A 10815-nucleotide genomic window follows, 5' to 3' on the forward strand; every position below is an offset into this window, starting at 1 on the left:
CAGCGTGCAGATAATTTTCTTACAGAGTCTGGTCAGAAACTGTGCTCCAGATCAGCAAGCCGAAGACGCTGATATTGATCAACCACAAGAACAAAAATATCGAATGCGCCCTGATCCACGCTCTGCGATACAGCGCAATGGCGACGGCTGTCTGGACCAGCAAAAAAGACGCGCAGCCTGGAGGGATAGCCATGAGGTAGGTATAGGGCTCAAAGACGCCTAATTTGAAATAGATATAGAGTTCAGCCACATTGAAGGGGAAAACGAGCACGCAGGCTGTACATAAAATGACCGAAATCTGCCAGTTTCTACTTGAGTCCTTCATCCTTTAACCTCTCGGCTAATTGATGTCGCCGAACCTCCCCCTGTTCGCCTGCTGTGTGTCTCTTTTCAAACCTCCGGTGATAAGCTAAGTGCTTCTCCTCATGTGCTCGCTCTTTGCCGTGCTTGAGGCAGTTGGGATGGGGGTATTTTGCTGTGATCGACCCCGTTGGGCTGTAGTACGTTGCCGTGTTTTTTGAAGGGATTATCTTGTTTCGGATTGTTGACAATTAGGTAAGCGATGATGAGGGGAGGCTGATCGATTGTTCACTCTGCGTGGGAGCGATCAGTCAGCAGACGAAAAAAAAGCCCCGCAATCGCGAGGCTTTTTGATTGGGTCGATCAGCTGCCTTTGACAGACTTGCCGTTGACGTTGCCATTCAGGAGCATGATGTTGTACTCCTTGCCATCCGTTTCGACCTGTTGCAGGCGTACCAGCAAGTAATCCCAGTCCTTGGCGAACCACATCACGGTGATGCGTTTGCTTTGCGTCGGGTCGCGTACGCGCTCGACCTTGATCGCATCGATCTGGCCGGCCTTGGTGTCGACTTTTTCCGAGCCCAGCACGCGGAAGTCGTAGGTGTCGACATCGCCGCCATCAACCACCTGGTAGCTCATGCTCTTCTTGCCCGCCGCTACGTCATGCTGGAGCGCCAGCTGATAGGTAGACTTGTCGACCATGCCGCGATTCAGCGGCAATTTGACGGGATCGCCGCGATCAGTGCCGGTGACCATCTTGGTCGTCCAGTCGAAATCCAGATCGGCTTTTTTCGCTTTGCCCAGACCGCCGCGTTCGAAGTGGTAAGACTCAGGCAGCAGGGTGTCCTTGTCGAGGCGCAGGGTGCTTTCTTCGTTCAGGCTGGCGATCATCATGGAAGCCTTGAAATTCAGGGTCCATGAACCATCGGCGTTCTGTTTCAGGCTGCGTTCAGCCGTGCCGCTCATGGGAAGTTGCTTCCAGTCGGCGGTATAGCTGGCGGAGAAGGGTTGAAGTTCTGCTGCCTGCACGAGGGGGAGGGCAAACAGAGCACAAGCGAAGAGCAGGGCACGACGCATAAAATCTCCTAGTTTCGAATCAAGTGGCCGCTGGCCGCCAGTAACTCACCATCCAGTAAAGCACCCTGTTCGCCAAGCGCTAACCGGCCTTCGGCAAACCAGCGCACGGCCATCGGGTAAATCCGGTGTTCCTGGACGTGAACCCGCTGCGCCAGACTTTGCGGCGAGTCGCCTGACTCTACCGGGATCACTGCCTGTACGACCAGTGGTCCGCCATCGAGTTCCTCGGTCACGAAGTGCACACTGCAGCCGTGCTCGGTGTCTGCGGCCTCCAGCACGCGCTGATGAGTGTGTAACCCTTTGTATTTGGGCAGCAGCGAGGGATGGATGTTGAGCAGGCGACCCTGATAGTGACGCACGAAATCAGCGCTGAGAATGCGCATGAATCCGGCCAGGACTACCAGCTTGGGTTCGAAGGCGTCGATCAGTTCGATCAAAGCGGTATCGAAGGCCTCGCGACCTTCGAAAGCCTTGTGATCGAGCGTGCGGGTTTCAATGCCCGCATCGCTGGCACGTTGCAGGCCATAGGCATCGGCGCGGTTGGAGATCACCGCGCGGATACGGGCCGGGTTGTCCCCGGCCTGACTGTCGTCGATCAGAGCCTGCAAGTTGCTGCCGGTGCCCGACAGTAACACCACTACATCACAGGTTGCTGACATCGGCTCTTGCATCAGTGCGCCTTGAGGTTTTTCAGCTCGACCTGGGCGGCGCCTTCGGCGGCAGTCGCGATCTGGCCGATGACCCATGGTTGCTCGCCGGCTTCACGAAGGACGTTCAGGGCGGTTTCAACGTGCTCTTGAGCCACGCAGATGACCATGCCCACGCCGCAGTTCAGCACGCGGTGCATTTCGTTTTCGTCGACGTTGCCTTTCTCTTGCAGCCAGTCGAACACGGCCGGACGGGTCCAGCTCGCCACGTCAACTACCGCTTGTGCGCCTTTTGGCAGAACGCGCGGGATATTGTCGAGCAGGCCACCGCCGGTGATGTGGGCCATGGCCTTGACTGCGCCGGTGTCCTTGATCAGCTTGAGCAGCGGCTTCACATAGATACGGGTCGGGGCCATCAGCAGGTCGGTCAGCGGCTTGCCGTCGAGCTGGATGTTTTCGATGTCGGCACCGGACACTTCGATGATCTTGCGGATCAGCGAGTAACCATTGGAGTGCGGACCGGAAGAAGGCAGGGCGAGCAGAGCATCGCCGGCTGCAACTTTCGAACCGTCGATGATTTCGGATTTTTCCACGACGCCGACACAGAAACCGGCCAGGTCGTAGTCTTCGCCTTCGTACATGCCCGGCATTTCAGCGGTTTCGCCGCCGACCAGCGAGCAGCCGGACAACTCACAGCCAGCGCCGATGCCGGTCACGACCTGGGTCGCGGTCTCGACATTGAGTTTGCCGGTGGCGTAGTAGTCGAGGAAGAACAGCGGCTCTGCGCCACACACCACCAGATCGTTGACGCACATGGCGACCAGGTCGATGCCGATGCTGTCATGCTTGTTCAGGTTAAGTGCCAGACGCAGCTTGGTGCCAACGCCGTCGGTACCGGAGACCAGAACCGGTTGCTTGTAACCGGCCGGGATTTCGCAGAGGGCGCCGAAACCGCCCAGGCCGCCCATGACTTCCGGGCGCGCAGTGCGCTTGGCGACGCTCTTGATGCGTTCGACCAATGCTTCACCGGCGTCGATGTCTACACCGGCGTCCTTGTAGCTCAGGGAGGGTTGCTTGCTCATGATCCAGGCCTTTAGGGGGGATTCAGGGGTAACGACCGAGTCCAGTGGGACCCACTGAAACAGGCGAAGGGCAATTGCCGACGCGAATTTCCGGGTGCCCGACTATTGCCGGTCTGCGAAGGCGCGCGATTTTATCAGGCTTGAGGGGCAGCGGCCATCCTCGGGCCGACGGGCAGGGACATATCGCGTTAAAAAAAGCCATTATTAGCGCCGATGGTCGTCTTCTTCGTGGCTGTATAAGGTATAGCCGTTAACCGGCTATGGTTATGACTGTTCGAAAACTTACCAAGGTCGTGTGACTGATTTGCCAGGCGTTGTGGTCACAGCCTTGCTCAATCCTGTTCATGCGGTCTGTTCCAGCCGCTTTTTGCCGTCGGGAATACTCCATGCGCCTGTGTAAATTTATAGTTGTTGGCTGTTTGTCTTTTTTCAGCCTGGCGAGTCATGCCGAAACCCTCAAGGGTTTGTATCGAGTCCGCGAACCGGTCAGCAGCCAGACCCCGCAAGAGCGTGATCAAGCCACGCAACGCGCGCTGGACACCCTGGTGCTGCGCCTGACGGGTGATGCCAAGGCTGCGCAGAACCCGGGGCTGGCGGCTATTCGCCAGGATCCGCAGCAGATCATCAGCCGATACGGCTATGACGCCGGGCCACCGGAAAGCCTGCAGGTGGATTTCGATCCGGTCAGCACCGATCGCGCCTTGCGTCAGGCAGGATTGGCCTTGTGGGGCAGCAATCGCCCGTCGATTCTTGGTTGGTGGCTCAGTGATTCGGCTGAAGGCTCGAGTCTGGTCGGCGATGGCCAGGCCAGCGCCGCGCCGTTGCGTCGTGCCGCCCAGCACCGCGGCTTGCCGTTGCGTTTGCCATTGGCTGACCTCAATGAACAGATTGTTGCCACTGCGCCGAACCTTGAAGGAGCTGACCCGGCCCCGCTGCGCGCGGCTTCGCAACGCTACGCCGCTGACGCCTTGCTGGCGGTGCATGCCCAGGAGGAAGAGGGTGGGCAGTGGCAAGCCAAATGGCGGCTGTGGCTGGGTGATCAGCGTGAACAGGGCACTGTGCAGGGCGCCGACAGCGCGGCTCTCGCCGATGCGGTCTTGCTGGCTGTCAGTCAGAAACTGGCGCCACGTTTCGTCGCCAAGGCTGGAGCCTCCACCGCGCAGCTGCTGGAAGTGCAGGGCATGACCCTGGAGCGTTACGCGGCACTCGGACAACTGCTTGAGCCGTTTCGCGCGAAACTGCTGCGTGTCGAGGGTGACCGGATCGTTTACCAGGTCAACGGCAGTGCCGAACAACTGCGGGCGCAGTTGGGGCTGGCGAAGCTGCAAGAGCTTCCTGCCGCGCCGGTGGCGCCGTCAGTGCCCACTCAACCCGCGATCGAAGGCACGGTGCCGGTTGTTGCGCCGGCACCGACCGCGCAATTGCGATTCCGTTGGTAAGTTGTTCTTTCCTTATATAGAAGCTGGAGTGGTTCATGGCTGGTACGCGTCGTTGGGTGTGGTTGGGTGGAGTGATACTGCTGTTCGCCTTTGTGTACCTGTTGCATCCGATCCTCACTCCGTTCTTGGTGGCGTTGCTATTGGCCTATCTGTTCGATCCACTGGTGGATCGTCTTGAGGCGCTCGGTCTTTCACGAACCTGGGGCGTGGTGGCGGTGTTCGCGCTGTTCAGCGTGATCGTCATGACGCTGTTGCTGGTACTGGTGCCGATGCTGGTCAAGCAGCTGCTGCGCTTGTATGAACTGCTGCCGCAAATGCTCGACTGGCTGCAGCACACCGCCATGCCGTGGGCGCAATCGAAGCTGGGGCTTGCCGATGGCTTCTGGAAGTTCGACAAGATCAAGGCGGCGATCAGCGAGCATATGGGTCAGACCACTGACATTGTTGGCATAGTGCTGAGTCAGGCAACTGCTTCCGGCCTGGCATTGATCGCTTTGCTGGCCAATCTGGTGTTGATCCCGGTGGTCAGTTTCTACCTGCTGCGCGACTGGGACCTGATGATGGCGAAGGTCCGCGGCCTGCTGCCGCGCGATCGTGAAGAGCGCGCGGTGGCATTGGCCGGTGAGTGCCATGAGGTGCTCGGGGCTTTTGTCCGCGGCCAGTTGCTGGTGATGGTCGCGCTGGGCGTGATCTATTCGGCTGGTTTGATGCTGGTCGGGCTCGAGCTGGGGCTGTTGATCGGGATGATTGCCGGGCTGGCGGCGATCGTGCCGTACATGGGCTTCGTCATCGGTATCGGCGCGGCCCTGGTGGCTGGCCTGTTCCAGTTTGGTGGCGATCTGTACCCGCTGATCGGCATCGTTGCGGTATTCATGGTCGGTCAGGCGCTGGAAGGCATGGTCCTGACCCCGTTGCTGGTGGGGGACCGGATCGGTTTGCACCCGGTGGCGGTGATCTTCGCCATTCTGGCGGGTGGTGAGCTATTTGGCTTTACCGGGATCCTGCTGGCCTTGCCGGTGGCCGCGGTGATCATGGTGTTGGTGCGCCATGTCCACGATTTGTACAAGGATTCGGGTATGTACAGCGGAACGGAAGACTCTGAGGTATAGGAGCCTTCGCAGGGGTCGCCAAGGCCGCCCGGGGCAATGCCGGGTTGGCCTTGGGCGTCCCCGGGACTGTCACAAGTACGGTCAGGCAAACCTCGCTGAAACCCTTGGGTTAACGCAAACCTTTGATTTTGCTTATGGTCTGCTGCATTGTGCGTCCGGCGTCACGGGTATAAACTTTGCAAACTTTACACAGAGGCCACTAACGGTTCCCTTGGAACTGTTCAGTCAGCATGAAACCGATTCAGCTGCCCCTAGGTGTGCGTCTGCGTGATGACGCCACCTTTATCAACTACTACCCAGGCGCCAATGCCGCTGCACTCGGCTATGTCGAGCGGCTTTGCGAAGCCGACGCTGGCTGGACCGAAAGCCTGATCTACCTTTGGGGCAAGGATGGCGTCGGGCGTACGCACTTGCTGCAAGCCGCGTGCTTGCGGTTTGAGCAACTGGGCGAACCGGCGGTGTACTTGCCATTGGCGGAGCTGCTGGATCGCGGTATTGAAATCCTCGACAACCTTGAGCAATACGAGCTGGTTTGTCTGGATGATCTGCAGGCGGTAGCGGGGCGGGCGGACTGGGAAGAGGCGCTGTTCCATCTGTTCAACCGTTTGCGCGACAGCGGTCGGCGTTTGCTGATTGCCGCTTCGACCTCGCCACGGGAGCTGCCGGTGAAGCTGGCGGACTTGAAATCACGCCTGACCCTGGCGTTGATTTTCCAGATGCGCCCGCTCTCCGATGAAGACAAGCTGCGCGCCCTGCAACTGCGTGCTTCGCGTCGCGGTCTGCACCTGACCGACGAGGTCGGGCACTTCATCCTGACGCGCGGTACCCGCAGCATGAGTGCATTGTTCGAACTGCTGGAGCGTCTCGATCAGGCTTCGCTGCAGGCGCAACGCAAGCTGACCATTCCCTTCCTGAAAGAAACCCTTGGCTGGTAAAACGGTCTGATAAACCGGCTGGAAAACCGCGCTCCGCAGCATTTTTGACAAGTTTCAGGCGCCAGAAAACCCGCTCCCAGGCTGGGTCCAGGGTGCGCAAGCGTCTATATGGGGCATTAGGCCTTAGATGGAAACGAGAAACTGAAAAGTCACATTCAAATCGATTGAATTTGCAAATGAGGATGATAGAAGGCATAGTCTCGCCTCTTCAAAAACTATCAGCCACGGTTGTGCCCATGCTAAAGCGCTTCGCACCCCTCGTGCCTCTCGCACTCGTCACCCTGTTGTTGGGTTGCGCTGCGCACTCTCCAGTGTCCCAGCAAGAGCCACAACAACAGGTTAAAAACGCAGTTACTGCCCAGTCGTCCACTGTTTACCTGGATGATCTTGCGTCGGAAAAAGAACTGACCGAACTGGCCGATTTTGCCGATAACAAGCCTTATCAGCTGCCAGTCCTGGCCGATAGCATCCTCGAACGTGGCATGTCCCTGATCGGTACCCGTTACCGTTTCGGCGGCACCTCCGAAGCAGGCTTCGATTGCAGCGGCTTCATCGGTTACCTGTTTCGTGAAGAGGCGGGCATGAACTTGCCGCGCTCTACTCGCGAAATGATCAACGTGGACGCTCCTCTGGTCGCACGCAATAACCTCAAGCCCGGTGATCTGCTGTTCTTCAGCACCAATGGCCGTGGACGCGTCAGCCACGCCGGGATCTACCTGGGAGATGATCAGTTCATCCACTCCAGCAGCCGCCGTAGCGGTGGTGTTCGAGTCGACAAACTGGGCGACAGCTACTGGAGCAAAACCTTCATCGAAGCCAAGCGAGCCCTCGCCATGGCGCCGACAGTGATGACTGCTCGCAAGTAAACGTACACTTAGTAAGGTGAACTTAAAGTCTTACTTGAAGTTTGCCGCGTAGCCGCTAGAATCCTGATCTATTGTTGATGGCAAACCGCCTGCGTTCTGCGTAGGCGGTTTTCTTTTCAGCCTCACGGCAGAGAAAGCCGCATCCAGATCAGGACTGTTCTGCATATGTTGACGTCGGCCCGCCTTGCGCTTCTCGTTTTCGCGGCACTGCTCAGTGCTTGCGCCAGCCGTACTCCGCCACCCGCGCCGGTGGTTCGGTCACCTGTGTTCGCACCCTCCCAGGCATTCTCGCCAGTGGCTGAAGATGTGCTGTTCCAAGCCTTGGGCCTGGTCGGCACACCTTATCGCTGGGGCGGCAATACGCCGGATTCGGGTTTCGATTGCAGTGGTCTGATCGGTTACGTTTATCGTGATGCTGGAATCACTCTGCCGCGTACGACTCGCGAAATGATCGGCATGCGTGCGCAGAATGTCGAGCAGAATGCACTGCAGACTGGCGACCTGATATTTTTCGCCACCAATGGCGGCTCGCAAGTCAGTCATGCCGGGATCTATGTCGGCGAAGGCCGATTTGTTCATGCGCCTGCCACCGGCGGAACAGTGAAACTCGATACCCTGTCCAAAGCCTATTGGCAGAAAGCCTATCTCAGCGCCAAGCGGGTGTTGCAGCCGGAGCGTCTGGCGCGTAACCCTTAGGTTGCACCTTTGCAGAGGTTGTCATGACCGCTCGCACCCTCAATCTCGACGACTCCCTCTACAGCTACCTGCTGGATGTTTCCCTGCGTGAAACGCCGCTGTTGCGCCGTTTGCGTGAGGAAACCCAGGCGCTGCCCATGGCCCGCTGGCAAGTGGCGCCCGAGCAGGGTCAGTTCCTCGCGTTGTTGGTCAAGCTGACCGGCGCCAGACGCTTGCTGGAAGTCGGTACCTTCACCGGTTACAGCGCCTTGTGCATGGCCGCCGCTTTGCCGGATGACGGCAGTCTGATCTGTTGCGATATCCCTGGCGATTACAACGCCACCGCTTGCCGTTACTGGCAGGAGGCGGGCATGGCGCAGCGGATTGACTTGCGCCTGGCACCGGCGCTGGAAACCCTGGCGCAGATCGAGCAGCAAGGGCAGGGCGGTAGTTTCGACCTGATCTTTATCGATGCTGACAAGGCCAACTATCCGGCCTATCTGGAAAGCGCCTTGCGTCTGCTGCGAAGTGGCGGGCTGGCGATTTTTGATAACACGCTGTGGAGCGGGCGGGTGCTTGAGGTCAATCCCGAGAGCGAAGACACCCTCGCCATCCAGGCACTGAACCGCGCATTGAAGGAAGACCCGCGGGTCGATCTGTCGCTGCTGCCGCTGGGCGATGGTTTGACGCTGTGTCGCAAGCGGTAATTTTTGAAGCGACATCGTACCTGTGGCGAGGGAGCGTGCTCCCGCCGGCCGGTCCGCGTTTGGGCGCAACAGTCGTAACATCTGCGGATGCGTTCTACCTGAAAAACTGCGATTGTAGATTTTAGGGCCGCTTCGCGACCCAGCGGGAGCAAGCTCCCTCGCCACAATTTGTCCTCCTGCCAACTTCGGCTATTTAGCCGGCGCCCGCCAAACCTTGGTCCCCACATCATCCGCCACAAGCAAGCCGCCCCAATGCACTGATGTATTCATAGAGACGCGTGGCTATTGGTTGGTTCAACCTGTCAGCTGCGAGCTTCTTTGAACAACACGGCGATGCCGGGATGATAGTGGCCTGCTTCATTGCGCAACTTGCGGTAGGCGTAGGGGAAATACCAGGCGACTGCGCAGGCGGGTTGTTTTTGCAGGTCGTCGAGCATGTCCTGGAGTTCTTCCGGGGTCGCACTCTGTTGGGCCTTTTGTGGCGCGACGAACAGGCAGCCGAGCTTCAGGTCGCTGGCATAGCTGATCTTGCGCGCATCGCCCACGACCTCGGCCAGCGCTTGAGCGAGATTGAGGTTATTGACCCGTGGCCAGCGCTGAGTCGCCTGGAGATAGGCCCGTTCGTCCTTGCTGGCGATGTAGAGGTCGGCGCGCCCGTTGCGGTCGCCGTCTTCCTGCTGTTTTTTTGTCGTGGTCTGTTCCAGTGTGACCATTTGCGCCATCCAGGCGGCCGCCGAGAGCAATCCAATGTTGGCTCGCTCGTCGAACCAGTAGGGGGCTTCGTTATCGCCGCGCACCTGGTTGTAGCGATCGATACAGTCAAACCAGCGCTCAAGCATCGGCCGCAAAAATTCCAGCTTCGGATTGCTGATGGTCATGCCTTGCATGTTACTTACCCTTGTTCTTGTAATATTAATGTTGTGGCTGTTTGATATCACTGCTTTCAGTGTGGCACAAGATTGACGTCAATTTAATGATCGACGGCAGCTAATCGTGGTTTCGCGTCCCGGGTTTAATTGACGCTCCACCCCCAACCCTCTAACCTTCGCGACTTGTTTCAGGTGCTCTGTGACCCCGGTCGACAGAGTGAAACAGGGAAGCCGGTGGGCGCGCGTTCTTTTACAGAGCGGGCAACGATCCCGGCGCTGCCCCCGCAACGGTAAATGAGTCAAGACTGTGCTTGGTGCCACTGTGTCGCGAGTCGACCCGGGAAGGCGCGCAGTCCGGGATATACACCCACTCATGAGCCCGGAGACCGGCCTGATCCATCCAACGGCATCACGGTGGGCGATGCCAGGCTTAATGCCGTCTATTTCTATTCCTGCCCCCCGTTATCCAGCCCCAACGGAGAGCTGCCCCATGACTGATTCCCCCGATCGTGACGAACGCCATCTGGCGCGCATGCTGCGTAAAAAAGCGGTAATCGACGAACGCATCGCCAACTCACCCAACGAGTGCGGATTGCTGCTGGTCCTGACCGGCAACGGCAAAGGCAAGAGCAGTTCTGCCTTCGGCATGCTCGCCAGGGCCATGGGCCACGGCATGCAATGCGGCGTGGTGCAGTTCATCAAGGGTCGCAACAGCACAGGTGAAGAGCTGTTCTTTCGACGTTTCCCCGAGCAGGTACGCTTTCACGTCATGGGCGAAGGCTTCACCTGGGAAACCCAGGACCGCCAGCGTGACATCGCGGCGGCCGAAGCGGCCTGGGCCGTCTCCCGTGAATTGTTGCGTGACCCGGCCATTGGCCTGGTGGTGCTCGATGAGCTGAACATTGCCCTCAAGCATGGTTATCTGGACCTGGACCAGGTACTCAGCGACTTGCAGGCTCGCCCGCCGATGCAGCATGTGCTGGTCACCGGTCGCGGCGCCAAGCCCGAAATGATTGACCTGGCCGACACCGTCACCGAAATGGGCGTGCTCAAACACGCGTTCCAGGCCGGCATCAAAGCGCAAAAAGGCATCGAGCTGTGAGTATCCA

12 protein-coding genes and 1 riboswitch are annotated in these 10815 nt (G+C 58.7%); of the genes, 7 read left to right on the plus strand and 5 right to left on the minus strand.

Annotation, left to right across the window (positions count from 1 at the left end):
• Nucleotides 1–19 precede the first annotated feature (19 nt).
• From AC3IUA_RS07465 to purM, 4 genes are all read right to left on the minus strand, one after another.
• On the minus strand, nucleotides 20–325 hold the full coding sequence (locus tag AC3IUA_RS07465) for a hypothetical protein (protein WP_489359813.1): 306 nt from the start codon (nucleotides 323–325) through the stop codon (nucleotides 20–22).
• 338 nt (nucleotides 326–663) lie between these two features.
• Nucleotides 664–1377, minus strand: a complete 714-nt coding sequence (locus tag AC3IUA_RS07470) for a DUF3108 domain-containing protein (RefSeq protein ID WP_489359814.1) — start codon at nucleotides 1375–1377, stop codon at nucleotides 664–666.
• 8 nt (nucleotides 1378–1385) lie between these two features.
• On the minus strand, nucleotides 1386–2036 hold the full coding sequence (gene purN, locus AC3IUA_RS07475; RefSeq protein ID WP_489362267.1) for a phosphoribosylglycinamide formyltransferase: 651 nt from the start codon (nucleotides 2034–2036) through the stop codon (nucleotides 1386–1388).
• 11 nt (nucleotides 2037–2047) lie between these two features.
• Nucleotides 2048–3106 (minus strand): phosphoribosylformylglycinamidine cyclo-ligase, encoded by a 1059-nt coding sequence (gene purM, locus AC3IUA_RS07480; RefSeq protein WP_010456810.1) that lies wholly within the window; start codon nucleotides 3104–3106, stop codon nucleotides 2048–2050.
• Between the two features lie 386 nt (nucleotides 3107–3492).
• Between purM and AC3IUA_RS07485 the strand changes: the two genes are divergently transcribed.
• The 6 genes from AC3IUA_RS07485 (at nucleotide 3493) to AC3IUA_RS07510 (ending at nucleotide 8837) form a co-directional block, all read left to right on the plus strand.
• Nucleotides 3493–4545 carry a DUF2066 domain-containing protein gene (locus AC3IUA_RS07485; protein WP_489359815.1) on the plus strand — a complete coding sequence of 351 codons (1053 nt, stop codon included), beginning with the start codon at nucleotides 3493–3495 and terminating at the stop codon, nucleotides 4543–4545.
• Between the two features lie 35 nt (nucleotides 4546–4580).
• Nucleotides 4581–5654 carry an AI-2E family transporter gene (locus tag AC3IUA_RS07490; RefSeq protein ID WP_489359816.1) on the plus strand — a complete coding sequence of 358 codons (1074 nt, stop codon included), beginning with the start codon at nucleotides 4581–4583 and terminating at the stop codon, nucleotides 5652–5654.
• A 230-nt stretch (nucleotides 5655–5884) separates the two neighbouring features.
• A complete protein-coding gene (gene hda, locus AC3IUA_RS07495; RefSeq protein WP_008033543.1) occupies nucleotides 5885–6589 on the plus strand; it encodes a DnaA regulatory inactivator Hda in 705 nt (234 codons plus the stop codon).
• Between the two features lie 236 nt (nucleotides 6590–6825).
• Nucleotides 6826–7455, plus strand: a complete 630-nt coding sequence (locus AC3IUA_RS07500) for a C40 family peptidase (protein WP_489359817.1) — start codon at nucleotides 6826–6828, stop codon at nucleotides 7453–7455.
• A gap of 165 nt (nucleotides 7456–7620) precedes the next feature.
• Nucleotides 7621–8151, plus strand: a complete 531-nt coding sequence (locus tag AC3IUA_RS07505) for a C40 family peptidase (protein WP_489359818.1) — start codon at nucleotides 7621–7623, stop codon at nucleotides 8149–8151.
• Nucleotides 8152–8174: 23 nt separating this feature from the next.
• Complete coding sequence (locus AC3IUA_RS07510) at nucleotides 8175–8837, plus strand: class I SAM-dependent methyltransferase (protein ID WP_489359819.1); 663 nt, start codon at nucleotides 8175–8177, stop codon at nucleotides 8835–8837.
• A 302-nt stretch (nucleotides 8838–9139) separates the two neighbouring features.
• Here AC3IUA_RS07510 and AC3IUA_RS07515 read toward each other — a convergent pair whose 3' ends face one another.
• Entirely contained in the window at nucleotides 9140–9724 is a 585-nt protein-coding gene (locus tag AC3IUA_RS07515) for a hypothetical protein (RefSeq protein ID WP_489359820.1), read from the minus strand.
• 155 nt (nucleotides 9725–9879) lie between these two features.
• Nucleotides 9880–10115: riboswitch (cobalamin riboswitch) on the plus strand.
• An 81-nt stretch (nucleotides 10116–10196) separates the two neighbouring features.
• Here AC3IUA_RS07515 and cobO point away from each other — a divergent pair.
• Nucleotides 10197–10808, plus strand: a complete 612-nt coding sequence (gene cobO, locus AC3IUA_RS07520) for a cob(I)yrinic acid a,c-diamide adenosyltransferase (protein ID WP_150640285.1) — start codon at nucleotides 10197–10199, stop codon at nucleotides 10806–10808.
• The last annotated feature ends 7 nt before the right edge of the window (nucleotides 10809–10815 follow it).

Source organism: Pseudomonas sp. KH_050 (assembly GCF_057838875.1).

Excerpts from the sequence above, each read along its gene's own strand:
- purN (WP_489362267.1), bottom strand. The coding sequence starts at position 2,036 with ATGTCAGCAACCTGTGATGTAGTGGTGTTACTGTCGGGCACCGGCAGC.
- AC3IUA_RS07510 (WP_489359819.1), top strand. The coding sequence starts at position 8,175 with ATGACCGCTCGCACCCTCAATCTCGACGACTCCCTCTACAGCTACCTG.
- AC3IUA_RS07490 (WP_489359816.1), top strand. The coding sequence starts at position 4,581 with ATGGCTGGTACGCGTCGTTGGGTGTGGTTGGGTGGAGTGATACTGCTG.
- cobO (WP_150640285.1), top strand. The coding sequence starts at position 10,197 with ATGACTGATTCCCCCGATCGTGACGAACGCCATCTGGCGCGCATGCTG.
- AC3IUA_RS07485 (WP_489359815.1), top strand. The coding sequence starts at position 3,493 with ATGCGCCTGTGTAAATTTATAGTTGTTGGCTGTTTGTCTTTTTTCAGC.
- AC3IUA_RS07505 (WP_489359818.1), top strand. The coding sequence starts at position 7,621 with ATGTTGACGTCGGCCCGCCTTGCGCTTCTCGTTTTCGCGGCACTGCTC.
- AC3IUA_RS07515 (WP_489359820.1), bottom strand. The coding sequence starts at position 9,724 with ATGCAAGGCATGACCATCAGCAATCCGAAGCTGGAATTTTTGCGGCCG.
- hda (WP_008033543.1), top strand. The coding sequence starts at position 5,885 with ATGAAACCGATTCAGCTGCCCCTAGGTGTGCGTCTGCGTGATGACGCC.
- AC3IUA_RS07500 (WP_489359817.1), top strand. The coding sequence starts at position 6,826 with ATGCTAAAGCGCTTCGCACCCCTCGTGCCTCTCGCACTCGTCACCCTG.
- AC3IUA_RS07470 (WP_489359814.1), bottom strand. The coding sequence starts at position 1,377 with ATGCGTCGTGCCCTGCTCTTCGCTTGTGCTCTGTTTGCCCTCCCCCTC.
- AC3IUA_RS07465 (WP_489359813.1), bottom strand. The coding sequence starts at position 325 with ATGAAGGACTCAAGTAGAAACTGGCAGATTTCGGTCATTTTATGTACA.
- purM (WP_010456810.1), bottom strand. The coding sequence starts at position 3,106 with ATGAGCAAGCAACCCTCCCTGAGCTACAAGGACGCCGGTGTAGACATC.